Raw genomic sequence first — 18,774 nt, 5'->3', positions numbered from 1 at the left:
GTTCAGAATTGACCGAAAATGCACGAATGCAGGCCTGACCCCAGCAGTTACCGCTGTCCGGCAGTTAACTTATTTCAGCCAGAGGCGGACGGAGTCCCAGGCGCGGCCGAAGATCGACGCTTGCGACACTTCTTCCAGCGCTACCACCGGCAGTTCCAGCAGCGGCTTGCCGTCCACCATCATCTTCAGCGAACCGACGCGGGTGTTGGCGGCGATCGGCGCCACCAGCGGGTCTTTACGCTCGAGCACAGGCTTCATCTTGCCAGCCAAGCCTTTCGGCACCGTCACGAGCACGTCTTGCGCGAAACCGATCTTCACCTTGTTCGACGAGCCTTTCCAGATCTCCGGCGTGTCGATGGCCTGGCCCTTGGTGTACAGCTTGACCGTGTCGAAATTCTGGAAGCCCCAGTTCAGCAGCTTCTGGCTTTCGGCCGTGCGCGCGCCGTCGGAGGCGGTGCCCAGCACCACGGAAATCAGGCGGCGTTCGCCGAAGTTGCCGTTCGGACGGTGCGCCGACGCGATCATGCAGTAGCCGGCCGCTTCGGTGTGGCCGGTTTTCATGCCGTCCACGGTCGGGTCCAGCCACAGCAGGCGGTTGCGGTTCGGCTGCGTGATCTTGTTGTAGGTGAAACTCTTCACCGAGTCGATCTTGTAGAACTCGGGATAGTCGGCAATCACGCGCTTGGCCAAGGTCGACAGGTCTTGCGCCGTGGAATAGTTCTCAGGGCTGGGCAGGCCGTGCGCATTGGCGAAGCGGGTCTGGGTCAGCCCCATGCGTGCCGCCTCGCGGTTCATCAGGGTGACAAATGTGGCTTCGTCGCCGGCCACCGCTTCGGCCAGGGCCACGGCGGCATCATTGCCGGACTGCACCATCAGGCCGTACAGCAAGTCGTTGATGGAGACCGGAACCGCCGGGTCGATGAACATCTTCGAGCTGCTGGCGTCCACTTTCCAGGCGCGCACGGAAACGTTGACCTTCTGGTTGATGTCGATCTTCTTGTCGCGCAGCGCCTGGAAGGTGACGTAGGCCGTCATGATCTTGGTCAGCGAGGCCGGTTCGACGCGCATGCTCGGGTCTTGCGACGCGATGATCTGGCCGCTGGTCATGTCGAGCAGCAGCCAGGACTTGGCGGCGATGGTCGGGGCAGGCAGGGTTTGCGCGACGGCGGAGGTCAGGAACAGCACGCTGGTAGCGAGTGCCGCGAGGTATTTTTTCATGTGGGTTTGATGCCGTGGTTAAAAACAATGCGGAACATTATAGAGCCTCAGGCCGCCTCGGAGGCGTCCTTCTGGCCGGATTTCCACAAGGCCGTGACCCAGGTCTTGATATGGCCGAGCTTGCGGTGGAAGAAGTGGTCGGCGCCGGGGATCACCAGCACCGGGATGTCCTGCGGGCGCGCCCAGTCGAACACGTCCTGCAGCGGAATGGTGTCGTCGTTCTCGCCGTGGATCAGAATCGTGTCGGCCGGCACTTCGGCCAGTTCCCATTTCTTGGCGGCCGTGCCCACCAGCACCAGGCGCTCGGCGGGCGTGCCGGCCTCGGCCAGGCGCTTGCCCAGCTGCGACTGCACGTAGGTGCCGAAGGAAAAGCCGCTCAGCACCACCGGCAGGCCGGGGTACTTGCCCGTCATGTGCTGGTAGAGCAGGCCCATGTCGTCGGTTTCGCCGTGGCCGCGGTCATGCACGCCTTCCGACGCGCCCACGCCGCGGAAGTTGATGCGCGCCACCACGTAGCCGAGGCCGACGAAGGTGCGCATCAGGGTGACGGCGACCTTGTTGTCCATGGTGCCGCCGTACAGCGGGTGCGGGTGCGCCACCAAGGCCACGCCGCGCGGCTCGCCCGCCGGCAGGTCGATCAAGCCTTCCATCTGCCCGGCGCCGCCGGCCAGCGTGAATTTTTCCGAGTTCTTGTTGATCATATCTTCAGGCGCTCCACCACTTTGCCGCCCACCAGGTGGGTGTCGACGATCTCATCGATGTCGCTGGTGTCCACATAGGTGTACCAGGTGCCTTCGGGGTAGACCACCATGACCGGACCTTCCTCGCAGCGGTCCATGCAGCCGGCCTGGTTGACGCGCACCTTGCCCGGGCCGTTGATGCCCAGTTCCTTGCAGCGCTTTTTAGCGTGTTTTTGCGCGGTTTCCGCGCCGTGGTCGCCGCAGCTGTTGCGGCCGTCGTCCCGTTTGTTCATGCAAAAGAACACGTGACGCTGGAAAAAGGGTTTGTTGTCGCTCATGATGGCCTCGAGAAATCGTTCAGGCGTAATGATACCTGCAATAGCGGCCTATGGCCTGTAGGCTCGCGCCTCCGCCCGACCTGCCCGCGACGGCGTGGCACAGTGGGGCGGGTTAGCGGCGCGGCCGCGTAACCCGCCAATCACGGACGGTTGAGCTTGTGCGACGGCAACAGCAGGAACCACAGCGCGAAAAATGGCCACAGCAGCGACAGGAATTGCGCCGCGCCATTGAAGTTGAGGAACTTGCCCTGCACCCAGCCCTGCAGGGTGGACAGGAAGTAGGGATTGACCGGCGTGGTGTTGACGACGAGCAGGCTGAGCAGCAAGGTCAGGGCCGCCAGGCGGCGCTGCGCCATGTGCGGCGCGAACGCCAGCCCGGCCAGCATGATGGCGCCGATCAGCAAGCCGCCCTGCGCGCCCGGCGTCACCCAGACGAAGGCGTTCTCCGGCGAGAACAGCAGCGCCGTCGCCAGCGACTTGACGACGACGGCCGCACCGGCCAGAAAAATCAGCAGCGCGGCGCGCGGCGCGTGCGTGCGCATCAGGCATAACAGGGTGAGCCCGGCGCCGACCATGCCGCAGGCGGTGATGATGGTTTCGGACAGCCAGTACTGTTCCACCGTCAGCTCCACGCCGGGCCGCACCAGTTCCACCAGGTCGATGCTGGTGTCGAGCAGGTCGGACAGCCAGTCGGACAGGATGGGCAGCAGCTGGCCGTGGCCGAACAAGAAGCCCTGCGGATAAATCTGCGCCAGCGGCCACAAGGCCATCAGCACCAGGCCCTGGCTGGTGTGCTGCACGAACCAGCGCTGGCGCAGCCGGTACAAAGGGCTGCCGTCGAGCAGCCTGGTCGCGGTCAGCACGCCGAACAGCGCGCCCACGGCGGCGCCGGCGGCATTGGTGTAGAAATCCAGGTTGGACGACACGCGGCTGGGCAGATAGGTCTGCACCGCCTCCATGGCGCCGGACACCAGCGTGCCGAGCAGCGCCGCGAGCAGGAAGGCCGTGATGCCGCGCAGCTTGGGGTACAGCGCGTAGACGGTCAGCGCGCCGAACGGCATGTAGCCGACCACGTTGATGATGGCATCGAACTTGGTCCAGTAGCGCGGCATGGACGCGTGTTCGAGGAAGATCAGCGGCGACAGGCCCTGGTTGTGCCAGCCGGAGAAGGGAAACCAGCTCGCGTAGACGATCAGCAGCACGTAAGCCAGCAGCGACGCGCGCGCGACCGGCGACGGGGTGCGGGGTTGGACTGTGGTTTCGGTTACGCTCACGTCGATACTATAGCAACTAAGATTGCGGCAGAGAGGCCAGCCAGGCCAGGATATCGGCAGCAACGGCGTCGGACGATGCCGCCAGCGCGCGCGCGCCGCCCGCCGCGTCGGCGCTGTGCGCCTCGGTGCTGCGGGTGAAGGTCTTCTGGTCCACCAGCTTGTGGTTGCGGAACAGCGAGGCGCGCAGCGACACCTGGCCGCTGCTGCGGGTCTGGCTGTCGAAGTTCTGCGAGAAGTCGTCCGCCTCCAGGCGCAGCACCGGCATGCCGACGGCGGCGTCGGTGGTGGCCAGCACTTTCACGCCGGCCTGCGCCAGGCGCGCGCGCAGGCGCTGGCTCAGGAGCTGCAGCGGCGTCACGCTCCACGCGTTGTGCGCGTAGGGGCGCGACTGCTGCGCGTCCGCGTACAGCAGGCGGTAATACATGCGGTTGGTGTCCAGCGAGGCAGGGCCGTTGACGTCGGCGATCACCAGCGCGGGCAGCGCCGCCGCTGCGGGGGCGGGCGTGGACGCGGCGGGCAGGGGGCCGAAGTCGTATACGCTGGCGACCGGACCCTTGGAGGCGCAGCCGCCCAGCGTGGTGGCCAGGGTTATGGCCAGCGTTATGGCCAGGGACGCGCTCAAGCCAGCGCTCAGCCTGGAGGTCAAGGTCGTGGCCGGCAGTGCGGCGCGCGAGGTGGCGTCCGTGGTGGCGTCCGGGGTGCCGGCAGACAGGCGGCCGAGTGCCGCGCGGGTCATGGTGGTGTGGGTGGAAGTCATGATGCTCCTTCTTCTTATTTGGCGGGCGGCGTGAAACCGGCTTCGCCCGGACCCGGTGTGGCGTCCGGCGTGCCGAACAAAATGCTTTGCGGCCTCTCGTTCAAGGTGTTCATGGTGCGCCGCACGGCGCGCATCGAGGAGCGCGTTTCGTCGGTCAGCGCGTTAATGTTCGGCAGCGTCTCCAGTTCCACGCCGCCCGCCACCGTCTCCAGCGACAGGCCCACGCGGTCCACGGTGCTGTTCAGGCGCGAGATGGCGCCGTTCGGTCCTTGCAGGCTGGCCGACAGCCTGGTGGCGTCGTCCGCCAGGCGGTTCACGGCCGCCAGGCTGCCCTGCGCCTGCTCCACCAGCTTGGGCAGCTTGTCGAAGGTCGGGCCGAGCCGCTCGGGCAGCGCGCGATACTCGCGCGCGGTTTCGCTCACGTCGGTGAATGCGGCCAGGATGGCTTTCTGGTTGGCCGGAGCAAGCAGCGCATCCAGTTCGTCGGTTACCTTCTCGGCCTTGTTCAGGATGGCCTTGCCGCGCTTCTCCAGCTGGTCGAACAGGCCGGGCTGCAGCGGAATGTGCGAGGGATTTTCTTTGCTCGTGGCTAGCCGCGGCGAGCCGACCGATTCGTCGTCCAGCTGGATGTAGGCGATGCCGGTCACGCCCTGGTAGCCCAGCGTGGCAAAGGTGGTCTTGGTGATGGGGGCCTCCGGGTCCACGCTCAGGTGCACCAGGATCTGGCCGGCCGCCTTGGTGTCGAAATCGATGCCGTCCACCTTGCCCACTTCCAGGCCGCGATAGCGCACCGCCGCCTGCGGGTTCAGGCCGGGGATCGACAGCGAGGTGGCGATCAGGTAAGGCACGCGTTCCACGCGGTCGCGGTTGAACCAGACGCCGAACAGCACCGCCGCGATCAGCAGCGATATGGTGAAGAAACCTGTCATCAATGCATGCGATCTGTTTTCCATGCCTACTCCTTATTTTTGTCTTTGCGTTCATCAAGCGCTTCCAGCGCGCGTTTGCCGCGGTCGCCGAGGAAGAACTCCTTGATGAAGGGATGGTCCACCTTGATCACCTCGCGTGTCGGTGCGATGGCGATCACATGCTTTTCCGCCAGCACGGCGATGCGCGTGGACAGGGCGAACAGCGTGTCCAGGTCGTGCGTCACCATCACCACGGTCAGCCCCAGTTCGCGGTGCAGCGATTTGATCAGCGCCACGAAGCTTTCCGATCGGTCCGGGTCCAGGCCCGCCGTCGGTTCATCCAGGAACAGCAGCTTCGGTTCCAGCACCAGTGCGCGCGCCAGGGCCACGCGCTTGATCATGCCGCCGGACAGGTCGGACGGCATTTTGTTGGCGTGCTCGGGGCCCAGGTCCACCATATTCATTTTCAGCAGCACCGCGTCGCGTATCAGGTCCGGCGGCAGCACGCGCAGTTCGCGCATCGGCTGCGCGATGTTTTCGAACACCGTCAGCGCCGAATACAGCGCGCCCTGCTGGAACAGCATGCCCCAGTGGTTGCGCAGCTGCTGCAGGTGCTCCGCGTTGGCTTCGCTGATGTCCTCGCCGAAGATGCGCACGCAGCCCTTGGACGGCCGCTCCAGGCCCAGCATCTGGCGCAGCAGCACGGTCTTGCCGGTGCCGGAACCGCCCACGATGGACAGGATCTCGCCCTGTTCTATTTCCAGGTTCAAGTCCTGGTGCACCACCGTGCGGCCGAATTTCGTTTGCAGATTGGTGATCTGTACCACGGGCACGCTGCCGTCCAGCGTCAGTTCGCCTTCGCCTTCGGGGCAGCCGCATGCATCGCCGTTATTGGTGTCTTCGGTCGCATCCATCAGTAGCCCACCCCGTTGAAGACGATGGCGAACACCGCGTCGGCCAGGATCACCACGGTAATCGCCGTCACCACCGACGTGGTGGTGCCGCGCCCCAGGCTCTCCGTGTTCGGCTTGATGCGCAGGCCGAAGTGGCAGGACACCAGGGCGATCAGCGTGCCGAACACCACGCCCTTGAGCAGCCCGATCAGATAGTTCGCCAGCGGCACCGCGTCCGGCAGTTTCTGGATGAAGTAGCGCGACGACAGGTTCAGCTCCACCTTGGCCGACACCATGCCCCCGATCAGCGCCATGGTATCGGTCCAGATCACCAGCAGCGGCATGCAGACCGCCAGCGCGATGACCTTGGGCAGCACCAGCCGGAAGCCATGCGAGATGCCCATCACCAGCATCGCGTCGAGTTCCTCGGTCACGCGCATCACGCCCAGCTGCGCCGTGATGGAGGATCCTGAGCGGCCCGCCACCAGGATGGCCGCCAGCAGCGGTCCCAGTTCGCGGATCACGCTCATGCCGAGCAGATTGACGAGATAGATGTCGCCGCCGAAGGTGCGCAGCTGCTGCGCCGACAGGAAGGACAGCACCACGCCGATCAGGAAGCCCACCAGCGCCGTGATGCCCAGCGCCTGGAAGCCGGCGTGGTAAACATTGGCTGAAATTTCGCGCCAGGGGCCGCGCACAGGATTGCGCACGAAGCGCCAGACGTCCTGCGTGACCTGGCCGATCAGGCGTACGAAGCCCGCCATATGCTCGGCGAAGCCCATGATGCCGAAGCCCAGCTTCATCACGGACGTCAGGCGGTGCTGGCGCGGGCGCTGAAGTTCCAGCTTGCCGGTGGTTTCCAGGCGTTTGAAGAATTCATCGTGCAGGGGCGCCACCTGCAGGCCGGCGGGGCGGGTCTTGCCCCAGGCGTTCCAGAACAGCTGCGCGCCGATATGGTCCATCGCTTCGACGCGGGTCAGGTCCCATTGCGCCGGCTTGTCCTTGACCTGCTTGAGCGCCTCGGTGATGGCGTGCATCGGTTTGTGGTGCGCCAGCGCATGCACCTGCCAGGTACCGCTGGCCGTGACTGTAGTCCCCGAAGTGCCGCCGGGGCTAATGGTGAGGGTAGGCACGGTGGGTGTTGGCATGGCTCAAGTGTAAGTGACTTTCTGGTACGGCGCCACCCGGGATGCCGCAAGCCGCCATGATCAAGCCGCCAGGTGGCGCGCCTGCCGCTGCGGCGCCGGATGGTGCACTTGCGCCGTCGCCGCGGCAGCCTTGCCCTTCGGCCCGCCAAAATCGCTGGCCAGCAGCGCGGCGGCCGCATTCGCGTCCATGCCGGTGTGCACCAGCCAGCGCTGCACCATGCCAGCCAGGCGCTCCAGCGCAATCCGGTGCGTCGCGTCGGTATTTAAATACAGCCAGTCGGAGAATGCCATAAAGTTCTGGAACGGCGTCTCTCCCAAAAGCACCGGCACGGTATGGCCGAAACGTCCCGAATTCGCCACCAGGTCCCAATACCGCGCAAAGCGCACCAGGCGCTGCATGGTCTGGAAATCGATATCCTTGTTGGCCAGGATGGTGTACGGCGGATGCGGATCGAACACCAGCCCGAACGGCTCCGTGTGCCGGATGATGGGCGTGCCGCGCAAGCGCTTCAGGATGCCGAACTGAATCTCGTGCGGTCCCAGTGCCCACAGCTTGTTGAAACCCTCGGCGAAGCTCTCCACCGTCTCTCCCGGCAGGCCGGCGATCAGGTCCACGTGCATGTGGGCGGTGGAATGGTCGCACAGCCAGCGGATATTGTCGGCCGCCTTCCGGTTGTCCTGCTTGCGGCTCACCAGCGACTGCACTTCGGGGTTGAAACTCTGGATGCCGATCTCGAACTGCAGCGCGCCGGCCGGGAACCTGGCGATGCCTTCCTTGAGCGCGTCCGGCAAATGGTCCGGCACCAGTTCGAAGTGGGCGTAGACAGGGTCGTCCGGATTCGCCTCCAGCTTGTCGAGGAAAAACTGCATGATCTTCAGGCTGGTCTTGATATTCAGGTTGAAGGTCCGGTCCACGAACTTGAACAGCCGGGCGCCGCGCGCATGCAGGCCTTCCATCTCGGCCAGGAAGGTGTCGATGTTGAAGGGCCAGGCCGTCTTGTCCAGCGCCGACAGGCAGAACTCGCACTTGAACGGGCAGCCGCGCGAGGCTTCCACATAGATGGTGCGGTTCTTGATGTCATCGTCGCTGTATAAGGAGTAGGGCAGTTTCAGTTCCGCCATGGGCGGCTGGTGGCCGGCGTGCACCTTCATCAGCGGCTTCGGGCCGTTCAGGATCTGGCCGCAAATCTGCGGGAAGGTCACGTCGCCCCAGCCGGTCACTACGTAGTCAGCCAGGCGCACGATGTCCTGCTCGTTCGTCTCGTACGACACTTCCGGCCCGCCCAGCACCACGACGACCTCCGGCGCCACGCGCTTCAGCATGCCCACGACCTTGTTGGTTTCCTCGACGTTCCATATATAGATGCCGAAACCGACGATGCGCGGCTTGTGCGCCAGGATGCGCTCCACGATCTCGGTGGTCTTCGCACCGATGACGAACTCCTGGATTTTGGTCTGCTCCTGCAGGTCTCCCATATTGGCGAGCAGGTAGCGCAGGCCCAGGGAAGCATGGGTGTAGCGCGCATTGAGGGTGGAGAGCAGGATGGTCATGGGAGCAAACGAAGAAGAAAACAGCAAAGGAAGCATTTTACCCTTGACCGGCCCCCGTGGCTTCTATATAGTTCTGCCTCCCGACGCGACACATGCAAATGTTGACCGCGGCGAGGAGAAAAACAAGAGGTTGACGAGTCGAACAAAACGACGTATTATGTTGCCTCTCTGCTGCAAACGAACACAACGCTTCGTAAGCAAGTCCAGCAGGTTCTTTAAAAATTAACAGTTGATAAGTGTGGGCGTTTGATGATGGAGCCCGCGGCGCAAGCCGCGTCTCAAATTATTTAAACGCTCGCACAATATATTAAACGTGACCTCGAAAGAGGAATCGTCAGTATTTTGAGTGAGCGACCACGATAGCAATATCGTAAAACAGAGATTGAACTGAAGAGTTTGATCCTGGCTCAGATTGAACGCTGGCGGCATGCTTTACACATGCAAGTCGAACGGCAGCGCGGGGGCAACCCTGGCGGCGAGTGGCGAACGGGTGAGTAATATATCGGAACGTACCCAAGAGTGGGGGATAACGTAGCGAAAGTTACGCTAATACCGCATACGATCTAAGGATGAAAGCAGGGGACCGCAAGGCCTTGTGCTCCTGGAGCGGCCGATATCTGATTAGCTAGTTGGTAGGGTAAAGGCCTACCAAGGCATCGATCAGTAGCTGGTCTGAGAGGACGACCAGCCACACTGGAACTGAGACACGGTCCAGACTCCTACGGGAGGCAGCAGTGGGGAATTTTGGACAATGGGCGCAAGCCTGATCCAGCAATGCCGCGTGAGTGAAGAAGGCCTTCGGGTTGTAAAGCTCTTTTGTCAGGGAAGAAACGGGTGGGGCTAATATCCCCATCTAATGACGGTACCTGAAGAATAAGCACCGGCTAACTACGTGCCAGCAGCCGCGGTAATACGTAGGGTGCAAGCGTTAATCGGAATTACTGGGCGTAAAGCGTGCGCAGGCGGTTTTGTAAGTCTGTCGTGAAATCCCCGGGCTCAACCTGGGAATGGCGATGGAGACTGCAAGGCTAGAATCTGGCAGAGGGGGGTAGAATTCCACGTGTAGCAGTGAAATGCGTAGAGATGTGGAGGAACACCGATGGCGAAGGCAGCCCCCTGGGTCAAGATTGACGCTCATGCACGAAAGCGTGGGGAGCAAACAGGATTAGATACCCTGGTAGTCCACGCCCTAAACGATGTCTACTAGTTGTCGGGTTTTAATTAACTTGGTAACGCAGCTAACGCGTGAAGTAGACCGCCTGGGGAGTACGGTCGCAAGATTAAAACTCAAAGGAATTGACGGGGACCCGCACAAGCGGTGGATGATGTGGATTAATTCGATGCAACGCGAAAAACCTTACCTACCCTTGACATGTACGGAAGCCACGAGAGATCGAGGCGTGCTCGAAAGAGAGCCGTAACACAGGTGCTGCATGGCTGTCGTCAGCTCGTGTCGTGAGATGTTGGGTTAAGTCCCGCAACGAGCGCAACCCTTGTCATTAGTTGCTACGAAAGGGCACTCTAATGAGACTGCCGGTGACAAACCGGAGGAAGGTGGGGATGACGTCAAGTCCTCATGGCCCTTATGGGTAGGGCTTCACACGTCATACAATGGTACATACAGAGCGCCGCCAACCCGCGAGGGGGAGCTAATCGCAGAAAGTGTATCGTAGTCCGGATTGTAGTCTGCAACTCGACTGCATGAAGTTGGAATCGCTAGTAATCGCGGATCAGCATGTCGCGGTGAATACGTTCCCGGGTCTTGTACACACCGCCCGTCACACCATGGGAGCGGGTTTTACCAGAAGTAGGTAGCTTAACCGCAAGGAGGGCGCTTACCACGGTAGGATTCGTGACTGGGGTGAAGTCGTAACAAGGTAGCCGTATCGGAAGGTGCGGCTGGATCACCTCCTTTCTAGAGTATGGCGACACGCCAAGCGCTCACACTTATCAACTGTTTTTAAAGAGAACGTTTTGGGGCTGTAGCTCAGCTGGTTAGAGCACCGTGTTGATAACGCGGGGGTCGTTGGTTCGAGTCCAACCAGCCCTACCAGTTTTACTGTTCAAACGTAAGCGTAGTCGTTTAGGTTTGAGTAGTACCGTTCTTTAAAAATTTGGAAGAAGTAAAGATTTATTATTTTTCGTTCGATCGCAAGATCGGACGTCGGGTAGTGATTGCAATATCAACAAACGCAACAACGTAGTACTTCTTGCTTTATGACGGTTCTTTGTTAGTCGCAAGGGATCAATGTTATAGGGACAAGTGAATAAGTGCACATGGTGGATGCCTTGGCGATTACAGGCGATGAAGGACGTAGAAGTCTGCGATAAGTCTCGGGGAGCTGACAATCAAGCTTTGATCCGAGAATTTCCGAATGGGGAAACCCGGCCTTTTAGGTCATTGCATGCTGAATACATAGGCATGCAAAGCGAACGCGGCGAACTGAAACATCTAAGTAGCTGCAGGAAAATAAATCAACCGAGATTCCCAAAGTAGTGGCGAGCGAAATGGGAACAGCCTGTATGTGATAGTCGGACCGATAGTGGAATGCCCTGGAAATGGCAGCGATAGTGGGTGATAGCCCCGTACACGAAATTGGACCGGTGGTACTAAGCATACGACAAGTAGGGCGGGACACGAGAAATCCTGTCTGAATATGGGGGGACCATCCTCCAAGGCTAAATACTCGTAATCGACCGATAGTGAACCAGTACCGTGAGGGAAAGGCGAAAAGAACCCCGGGAGGGGAGTGAAATAGATCCTGAAACCGTGTGCATACAAACAGTAGGAGCGGACTTGTTCCGTGACTGCGTACCTTTTGTATAATGGGTCAGCGACTTACATTCAGTGGCAAGGTTAACCAGATTGGGGAGCCGTAGAGAAATCGAGTCCGAACAGGGCGCTAGTCGCTGGGTGTAGACCCGAAACCAAGTGATCTACCCATGGCCAGGTTGAAGGTGCGGTAACACGCACTGGAGGACCGAACCCACTAATGTTGAAAAATTAGGGGATGAGCTGTGGGTAGGGGTGAAAGGCTAAACAAACTTGGAAATAGCTGGTTCTCTCCGAAAACTATTTAGGTAGTGCCTCAAGTATCACCATCGGGGGTAGAGCACTGTTATGGCTAGGGGGTCATCGCGACTTACCAAACCATTGCAAACTCCGAATACCGATGAGTGCGAGCTTGGGAGACAGACGTCGGGTGCTAACGTCCGGCGTCAAGAGGGAAACAACCCAGACCGCCAGCTAAGGTCCCAAAGATTGGCTAAGTGGAAAACGAAGTGGGAAGGCTAAAACAGTCAGGATGTTGGCTTAGAAGCAGCCATCATTTAAAGAAAGCGTAATAGCTCACTGATCGAGTCGTCCTGCGCGGAAGATGTAACGGGGCTAAGCCAGTCACCGAAGCTGCGGATATGCGCTTGCGCATATGGTAGGAGAGCGTTCTGTAAGCCTGCGAAGGTGTCTTGTAAAGGATGCTGGAGGTATCAGAAGTGCGAATGCTGACATGAGTAGCGATAATGGGGGTGAAAAGCCCCCACGCCGTAAGCCCAAGGTTTCCTGTTCAACGTTCATCGGAGCAGGGTGAGTCGGCCCCTAAGGCGAGGCAGAGATGCGTAGCTGATGGGAAGCAGGTTAATATTCCTGCACCGTCGTATGATGCGATGGGGGGACGGATCGCGGAAGGTTGTCTGACTGTTGGAATAGTCAGTTTCTGCTTCATAGAAGGCACTTAGGCAAATCCGGGTGCGTAATTCAAGGGAGCGGGACGAGCGCACTAGTGCGTGAAGCAATCGGAAGTGGTTCCAAGAAAAGCCTCTAAGCTTCAGTCATACGAGACCGTACCGCAAACCGACACAGGTGGGCGAGATGAGTATTCTAAGGCGCTTGAGAGAACTCGGGAGAAGGAACTCGGCAAATTGGTACCGTAACTTCGGGAAAAGGTACGCCCCGGTAGCTTGGTCACTTTACTGTGATAGGGCGAAAGGGTTGCAATAAACTGGTGGCTGCGACTGTTTAATAAAAACACAGCACTCTGCAAACACGAAAGTGGACGTATAGGGTGTGACGCCTGCCCGGTGCTGGAAGATTAAATGATGGGGTGCAAGCTCTTGATTGAAGTCCCAGTAAACGGCGGCCGTAACTATAACGGTCCTAAGGTAGCGAAATTCCTTGTCGGGTAAGTTCCGACCTGCACGAATGGCGTAACGATGGCCACACTGTCTCCTCCCGAGACTCAGCGAAGTTGAAGTGTTTGTGATGATGCAATCTACCCGCGGCTAGACGGAAAGACCCCATGAACCTTTACTGTAGCTTTGCATTGGACTTTGAACCAATCTGTGTAGGATAGGTGGGAGGCTTTGAAGCGGTGACGCCAGTCATCGTGGAGCCAACCTTGAAATACCACCCTGGTTTGTTTGAGGTTCTAACCTTGGTCCGTAATCCGGATCGGGGACAGTGCATGGTAGGCAGTTTGACTGGGGCGGTCTCCTCCTAAAGTGTAACGGAGGAGTTCGAAGGTACGCTAATTACGGTCGGACATCGTGATGATAGTGCAATGGCATAAGCGTGCTTAACTGCGAGACCGACAAGTCGAGCAGGTACGAAAGTAGGACATAGTGATCCGGTGGTTCTGTATGGAAGGGCCATCGCTCAACGGATAAAAGGTACTCTGGGGATAACAGGCTGATTCCTCCCAAGAGTTCATATCGACGGGGGAGTTTGGCACCTCGATGTCGGCTCATCACATCCTGGGGCTGTAGCCGGTCCCAAGGGTATGGCTGTTCGCCATTTAAAGTGGTACGTGAGCTGGGTTTAAAACGTCGTGAGACAGTTTGGTCCCTATCTGCCGTGGGCGTTGGAAATTTGAAGGGGGCTGCTCCTAGTACGAGAGGACCGGAGTGGACGAACCTCTGGTGTACCGGTTGTCACGCCAGTGGCATTGCCGGGTAGCTAAGTTCGGAAGAGATAACCGCTGAAAGCATCTAAGCGGGAAACTTGCCTTGAGATGAGATTTCCCGGAGCTTTAAGCTCCTTGAAGGGTCGTTCGAGACCAGGACGTTGATAGGCTGGGTGTGGAAGTGCAGTAATGCATTAAGCTAACCAGTACTAATTGCCCGTAAGGCTTGTCCCTATAACATTGATGGTTGTAGGCGAGAAGTGCGCATGTTGTGCGTAGTTGATACGCAATCGCTACAATAATAAATCTGCCTTGTCGTTCCCGTGCAAACGGGAACCCATGCTGAGTATGGATTCCCGCATCCGCGGGAATGACAGGGGACTTCTTCCGAATTTTAAAGCGCAGTTGCCCAACCGGGAACTGTTGCTTGTACAAGTCAAAGCTTGATGACCATAGCAAATCGGTCCCACCCCTTCCCATCCCGAACAGGACCGTGAAACGATTTTGCGCCGATGATAGTGCTGCAACCAGTGTGAAAGTAGGTTATCGTCAAGCTAGTTATAAGAAGAACCCCGTTCAGTGATCTGAACGGGGTTTTTTGCTTTTTGCCATGCTGTGGCATAAGAGTGACCACCTGTTTTGATCTGTAGCAACATTCGGTGTACCATGTCCGATTTCCCCCCCCTTGAAATGTCAATGACCGCCAAGACCGCCCCCAACACGCTGCGCCGTGCCCTAGGTAACGTCTGTGCCGGCGCCGGCCTGCTCGCCGTGCTGCTGGCGGTGCCCGCGTACGCCGATGAACTGGCCGACGTGACCAAGCTGCTGCGCGCCGGCAAAGCTGCCGAAGCACTGAGCAGGACCAATGCCTTCCTGGCCAAGCAGCCGGCCGACCCGCAAATGCGCTTCATGAAGGGCGTACTGCTGACGGAACAGAACAAGCCGGACGAGGCGATAGCGATCTTCACCAGGCTGACGGAAGATTACAAGGACTTGCCGGAGCCATATAACAACCTGGCCGTGCTGTATGCCGCCAGCGGCCAGTACGACAAGGCGCGCGTGGCGCTGGAAAAAGCCATCCGCACCAACCCGAGCTATATGACGGCCTATGAAAACCTGGGCGACGTGTACGGCAAGCTGGCCAGCCAGGCCTACGACAAGGCACTGGCCCTGGGCACCACCGCGCCGCCGGCCGCCTCCAAACTGACTTTGCTGCGGACCTTCTCGAGCAGCACCGGCAGCAAGGTGAGCGTGAACGTGCCGGAAGGCGCCGCGCCGGCCATCGCCGCCGCCGGGACATCGGTCAAGCTGGTGTCCCAGATACCGGAGCAGCCTAAGAACCTGCCGCCGCAGCGCATTCCTTCGATGGCGGTGACGCCGCAAGCGCCGCCTGTGGCTCCCGCGCCCGTGATGGCAAAAGCCGCTCCCGCGTCTGGCCCCGCGCCAGCCCTGGCGAAGACCCTGCCGGCAGCGGCAGCGGCTCCAGTTCCAGTACCGGTCGTGGCCAAGGCCCTGCCTGCGCCAGCGCCGGTCGCGGCGAAGACCTTGCCTGCGCCTGCTCCAGCAGCGGTCGTGGCCAAGGTCTTGCCCGCGCCAGTTCCGGCACCGGTTGTGGCGAAGACCTTGCCTGTGCCTGCTCCAGCAGCGGTCGTGGCAAAGGTCTTACCTGCGCCAGTTCCGGCACCGGTTGTGGCGAAGACATTGCCTGTGCCGGCCCCCGCATCCGTAGCGAAGATGACGCCTGCACCGGCTGCTGCAGCGGCCAACCCGGCCGCAGTTCCGGCGTCGCCGCCGGCCGTGGTGGCCACCGCCAAGCCCGTGCCCGCACCTGTCGTTGCCGCTGCAGCCCAGCCGGCAAAACCGGCGCTTGCGTCCGCCCTGCCCGCCCCCGCTCCCGCAATCAAACCAGCCGTACCGCCTGTCGTTGCAGCAAGCGCTGCGCCAGCGAAAACACAGGTACCCGTTGCAGCTACTGCTGCTGCTGCTGCTGCTGCCGTCGCCGCCGCGCCTGCGGCGAAAGCTGAAGCACCCAAGGTCGCCGCCGCTGCGATCGTGGCGTCCGCGCCGGCCACGAAGCCAGCCGTCGACAACAGCGATCGCGACGCGGTGCTGAACCGCGTCAATGGCTGGGCCAAGGCCTGGTCGTCGCAGGATGTGAATGCCTATCTCGGTTATTATAGTAACGAGTTCGCGCCGCCCAAGGGCTTGTCGCGCCAGGCGTGGGCGGATGAACGCCGTGCGCGTATCGCGGGCAAAGGACATATCCGTGTTGAGGTGAACGCTCCGCAAGTGGTGGTCACCGGCGACACGGCCAAGGTCGTTTTCCGCCAGGTGTACGAGTCGGACCGTCTGACGGCGAACAGCCGCAAGACCCTGGTGATGGTGAAGAACGGCGGCAAATGGCAGATCAAGCAGGAATCGTCGGGTAGCTGATGTCTTATTTTGGATTCACGTGGGACCGGTTGGCGCGCGGTCTGCTATGCGCCGCCCTGATATCCGCATCAGGCGGGAGCGGTGCAGCCCGAAAGCCGGCGGCCGCGCCTGCGGTCAAACAGGAACCTGAACAGATACTGATGGAGATCTACAAGGATCTCGCCGAAAACCACCTGCGCGACGCGCAAGCCAAGGCCGACGCGCTGGTGCTGGCCTATCCGACTTTCCGCCTGGGCCACCTGGTGCGCGGCGACCTGCTGCTGCTGCACACCCGGCCCATCGCCAATATGGGCTCGGCGCCCAAGGAAGCCGAAGCCAAACTGCTGGATTTGCGGCGCGAAGCCGCCGCGCGCCTGCACGCCGAGGCCCGGCCCGATGCCGGGCTGCTGCCGCGCGCGCTGCTCCAGTTGCGCAAGGACCAGCGCCACGCGCTTATTGTGGACGCCAAGCGTTCCCGCGTCTACTTGTACGAAAACCGCAATGGCGAAATCCGCTACGTCAGCGATTACTATTTCAGCCAGGGCAAGCTGGGCGTGAACAAGGTGAAGGAAGGCGATATGCGCACGCCGGTCGGCGTGTATTACATCTCCGGCCGCCTGTCCGGCGCCAAGCTGCCGGACTTGTACGGCAAAGGCGCGCTGCCGCTGGACTATCCGAATTCCTGGGACAAGCTCAATGGCCGCAGCGGCTCCGGCATCTGGATCCACGGCGTGCCGCCCGAGACCTTCAGCCGTCCGCCGCTGTCGACCGACGGCTGCGTGGTGGTCAGCAACGACGACCTGCAAAAGCTGAGCCGCATCGTGGAGGTGGGCAAGACGCCCATCCTGATCGGCGACCATGTGGAATTCGTGCGCCCCAGCGTGCGCGAAAACGACCGCAAGCTGGCCGATGCGCTGCTGGAAAGCTGGCGCGGCGCCGCCGAACGGCGCGACGACGACCAGCTGCGCAGCTACTATTCGCCGCGCTTCAAATCGGCCACCGAAGAGGGTGCGGCGGCCTGGATCGTGCGCCAGCAATTCCTGCCCGGCGCCAAGCGCGTGCACGTGGCGCTGCAGGACACCAGCCACTTCCGCCAGCCCAGCCAGGAAGACATCATCATCAGCACCTTCACGCAGCAAACCGCCGTTGGCAAGTTCCACCACTCGGTGCGCCTGCGCCAGTACTGGGCGCGCGAAGGCGCGCAGTGGAAGATCGTGTCCGAGTCGGTCTTGTAGGCTGGCGCTCAAGTCGTGTTCTTAGCCAGCCCTGCGCCATCATCCTTGCGCAAGGTCCAGAACGTGGCCGAGGACAGCACCGTCAGCACCGCCAGCGTCAGGAATGCATGATGCAGCGCGCCGGTCAGCGCCACCCGGTCCGACTGCGGCAAATCCCCCAGGTACCAGCCAGCCACCAGCGAGCCGACGGCCAGCCCGAAACTCATCGACAATTGCTGCAGCGAGCTGGCGATGGTGCTGGCCATGCTGCTGTCCTCACCCTCGATGTCGGCATAGGCGATGCTGTTCATGCTGGAGAACTGCAGCGAGTTGAAGAAGCCGAGGCACAGGCTGATCATGACGATCGCCGCCAGCGGCGTGCCCGGCCCGACCAGCGTGTACATGCTGATGGTGCAGCCTATCAGCACGGTATTCACGATGAGCACCTGGCGGTAGCCGAAACGCGCCAGCACGCGGGTGGAAATGAACTTCATGCCCATGGCTGCCGCGGCGGACGGCATCATCAGCAAGCCCGATTGCCAGGCTGGCAAGCCCAAGCCCAGCTGGTACAGCAGCGGCAGCAGGAAGGGCAGGCCGCCGATGCCGAGCCGCGTGATGAAGCCGCCCAGCACGGAGACCCGGAAGGTACGCACGCGCAGCAGCGTCAGCCGCAGCAGCGGGTAGGTCGACTGGCTGGCATGCCACACGTAGGCTGCCAGCAGGCTGCACGCGATCAGCAGCAGCACCGCGCCCGAGGTGGGATCGATCGTGTGTTCGCCGAACACTTCCAGCAGCCATGACAGCAGCGCGACGCCGGTCCCGAACAGCACCAGGCCGATCAGGTCCAGTGGACGCGGCACATCCGAGCGGTAGTCCGGCAAGTGGCGCCAGGCCAGGTAGATCGCGGCCAGGCCGACCGGTACGTTGATGAAGAAGATCTCCCGCCACGACATCCAGTGCACGATCAGGCCACCCACGGTGGGGCCGAGCAGGGGCCCGATCAGCGCCGGGATGATGACGAAGTTCATGGCCGACAGCAGCTCGGCCTTGGGGAAGGTGCGGATGATGGCGATGCGCCCGACCGGCATCATCATCGCCGCGCCCAGGCCTTGCAGCAGGCGCGAGGCAACCAGCATCGGCGAGTTGACCGAAAGCCCGCACAGGATGGAGGCGATGGTGAAGATGGCGACGGCGCTCATGAACACGCGCCGCGTGCCGTAGCGGTCGGCCATCCAGCCGCTGACGGGGATGGCCACTGCAAGGCTGAGGATGTAGCTGGTGACCACCGCCTTCAGGCTGAGCGGCGTGACCTGCAGGCTGGCCGCCATGCTGGGGACGGCGGTGTTGACGATGGTGGAGTCCAGCTGTTCCATGAACAGCGCCGTGGCGACCACCCAGGGCAGATAACGTTTGGTCACGGAACTGGTCATAGGCGTCGGCGCGGCAAGTGGACTAGCGCCGATTGTCACACAAAGCGCCTATG

12 protein-coding genes, 1 tRNA gene and 3 rRNA genes are annotated in these 18,774 nt (G+C 61.1%); 6 read left to right on the top strand and 10 right to left on the bottom strand.

The genetic code is table 11. The features are described from left to right. Positions 1-69: 69 nt before the first annotated feature. From ACSQ8Y_RS22960 to ACSQ8Y_RS22920, 9 genes are all read right to left on the bottom strand, one after another. Positions 70-1,218 carry a D-alanyl-D-alanine carboxypeptidase family protein gene (locus tag ACSQ8Y_RS22960; protein WP_436268721.1) on the bottom strand — a complete coding sequence of 383 codons (1,149 nt, stop codon included), beginning with the start codon at positions 1,216-1,218 and terminating at the stop codon, positions 70-72. Positions 1,219-1,265: 47 nt separating this feature from the next. After that, on the bottom strand, positions 1,266-1,916 hold the full coding sequence (locus ACSQ8Y_RS22955; protein ID WP_436269895.1) for an alpha/beta hydrolase: 651 nt from the start codon (positions 1,914-1,916) through the stop codon (positions 1,266-1,268). Next, positions 1,916-2,236: a (2Fe-2S) ferredoxin domain-containing protein gene (locus ACSQ8Y_RS22950; protein ID WP_436268720.1), complete on the bottom strand. Its 321-nt coding sequence runs from the start codon at positions 2,234-2,236 to the stop codon at positions 1,916-1,918. Before ACSQ8Y_RS22950 ends, ACSQ8Y_RS22955 begins: the two co-directional genes overlap by 1 nt. A 140-nt stretch (positions 2,237-2,376) precedes the next feature. After that, positions 2,377-3,510, bottom strand: a complete 1,134-nt coding sequence (locus tag ACSQ8Y_RS22945; protein ID WP_436268719.1) for a VanZ family protein — start codon at positions 3,508-3,510, stop codon at positions 2,377-2,379. A 16-nt stretch (positions 3,511-3,526) separates the two neighbouring features. Next, positions 3,527-4,267: an ABC-type transport auxiliary lipoprotein family protein gene (locus tag ACSQ8Y_RS22940; RefSeq protein WP_436268718.1), complete on the bottom strand. Its 741-nt coding sequence runs from the start codon at positions 4,265-4,267 to the stop codon at positions 3,527-3,529. A gap of 14 nt (positions 4,268-4,281) precedes the next feature. Continuing rightward, positions 4,282-5,220, bottom strand: a complete 939-nt coding sequence (locus tag ACSQ8Y_RS22935) for an MlaD family protein (RefSeq protein ID WP_436268717.1) — start codon at positions 5,218-5,220, stop codon at positions 4,282-4,284. Between the two features lie 2 nt (positions 5,221-5,222). After that, a complete protein-coding gene (locus ACSQ8Y_RS22930) occupies positions 5,223-6,089 on the bottom strand; it encodes an ABC transporter ATP-binding protein (RefSeq protein WP_436268716.1) in 867 nt (288 codons plus the stop codon). Beyond that, on the bottom strand, positions 6,089-7,216 hold the full coding sequence (locus tag ACSQ8Y_RS22925) for an MlaE family ABC transporter permease (protein ID WP_436268715.1): 1,128 nt from the start codon (positions 7,214-7,216) through the stop codon (positions 6,089-6,091). The genes ACSQ8Y_RS22930 and ACSQ8Y_RS22925 overlap by 1 nt, the downstream gene beginning before the upstream one ends. A gap of 60 nt (positions 7,217-7,276) precedes the next feature. Further along, a complete protein-coding gene (locus tag ACSQ8Y_RS22920; RefSeq protein WP_436268714.1) occupies positions 7,277-8,767 on the bottom strand; it encodes a DUF4080 domain-containing protein in 1,491 nt (496 codons plus the stop codon). A 384-nt stretch (positions 8,768-9,151) separates the two neighbouring features. Here ACSQ8Y_RS22920 and ACSQ8Y_RS22915 point away from each other — a divergent pair. The 6 genes from ACSQ8Y_RS22915 to ACSQ8Y_RS22890 all read left to right on the top strand — a co-directional run bounded on the left by ACSQ8Y_RS22915 (position 9,152) and on the right by ACSQ8Y_RS22890 (position 17,312). Beyond that, positions 9,152-10,682: ribosomal RNA gene (locus ACSQ8Y_RS22915) — 16S ribosomal RNA — on the top strand. A 61-nt stretch (positions 10,683-10,743) separates the two neighbouring features. Beyond that, positions 10,744-10,820: transfer RNA gene (locus ACSQ8Y_RS22910), tRNA-Ile, on the top strand. Positions 10,821-11,024: 204 nt separating this feature from the next. Beyond that, positions 11,025-13,899, top strand: a 23S ribosomal RNA gene (locus ACSQ8Y_RS22905). A gap of 208 nt (positions 13,900-14,107) precedes the next feature. Beyond that, positions 14,108-14,220: ribosomal RNA gene (gene rrf, locus ACSQ8Y_RS22900) — 5S ribosomal RNA — on the top strand. The 16S, 23S and 5S rRNA genes sit together here with 1 tRNA gene alongside, the layout of an rRNA operon. A 141-nt stretch (positions 14,221-14,361) precedes the next feature. Beyond that, complete coding sequence (locus ACSQ8Y_RS22895) at positions 14,362-16,098, top strand: L,D-transpeptidase Cds6 family protein (protein ID WP_436268713.1); 1,737 nt, start codon at positions 14,362-14,364, stop codon at positions 16,096-16,098. Positions 16,099-16,238: 140 nt separating this feature from the next. Beyond that, positions 16,239-17,312, top strand: coding sequence for a L,D-transpeptidase family protein (locus ACSQ8Y_RS22890; RefSeq protein WP_436268712.1), 1,074 nt, complete (start codon positions 16,239-16,241; stop codon positions 17,310-17,312). Positions 17,313-17,320: 8 nt separating this feature from the next. On the opposite strand, the gene ACSQ8Y_RS22885 is transcribed toward ACSQ8Y_RS22890, so the two are convergent. Next, on the bottom strand, positions 17,321-18,721 hold the full coding sequence (locus ACSQ8Y_RS22885) for a DHA2 family efflux MFS transporter permease subunit (protein WP_436268711.1): 1,401 nt from the start codon (positions 18,719-18,721) through the stop codon (positions 17,321-17,323). Between the last annotated feature and the right edge of the window lie 53 nt (positions 18,722-18,774).

It is taken from the genome of Pseudoduganella sp. LjRoot289, from assembly GCF_964252925.1.
Classification (GTDB): domain Bacteria; phylum Pseudomonadota; class Gammaproteobacteria; order Burkholderiales; family Burkholderiaceae_D; genus Rugamonas.
The sequence above is the reverse complement of the archived record's forward strand: the minus strand, read 5'-3'. Positions and strand labels throughout refer to the sequence as shown.

What these genes read in the sequence shown, in the direction of transcription:
- ACSQ8Y_RS22960 (WP_436268721.1), bottom strand. Translation starts at nt 1,218, where the DNA reads ATGAAAAAATACCTCGCGGCACTCGCTACCAGCGTGCTGTTCCTGACC.
- ACSQ8Y_RS22950 (WP_436268720.1), bottom strand. Translation starts at nt 2,236, where the DNA reads ATGAGCGACAACAAACCCTTTTTCCAGCGTCACGTGTTCTTTTGCATG.
- ACSQ8Y_RS22940 (WP_436268718.1), bottom strand. Translation starts at nt 4,267, where the DNA reads ATGACTTCCACCCACACCACCATGACCCGCGCGGCACTCGGCCGCCTG.
- ACSQ8Y_RS22935 (WP_436268717.1), bottom strand. Translation starts at nt 5,220, where the DNA reads ATGGAAAACAGATCGCATGCATTGATGACAGGTTTCTTCACCATATCG.
- ACSQ8Y_RS22930 (WP_436268716.1), bottom strand. Translation starts at nt 6,089, where the DNA reads ATGGATGCGACCGAAGACACCAATAACGGCGATGCATGCGGCTGCCCC.
- ACSQ8Y_RS22925 (WP_436268715.1), bottom strand. Translation starts at nt 7,216, where the DNA reads ATGCCAACACCCACCGTGCCTACCCTCACCATTAGCCCCGGCGGCACT.
- ACSQ8Y_RS22920 (WP_436268714.1), bottom strand. Translation starts at nt 8,767, where the DNA reads ATGACCATCCTGCTCTCCACCCTCAATGCGCGCTACACCCATGCTTCC.
- ACSQ8Y_RS22895 (WP_436268713.1), top strand. Translation starts at nt 14,362, where the DNA reads ATGACCGCCAAGACCGCCCCCAACACGCTGCGCCGTGCCCTAGGTAAC.
- ACSQ8Y_RS22890 (WP_436268712.1), top strand. Translation starts at nt 16,239, where the DNA reads ATGGAGATCTACAAGGATCTCGCCGAAAACCACCTGCGCGACGCGCAA.
- ACSQ8Y_RS22885 (WP_436268711.1), bottom strand. Translation starts at nt 18,721, where the DNA reads ATGACCAGTTCCGTGACCAAACGTTATCTGCCCTGGGTGGTCGCCACG.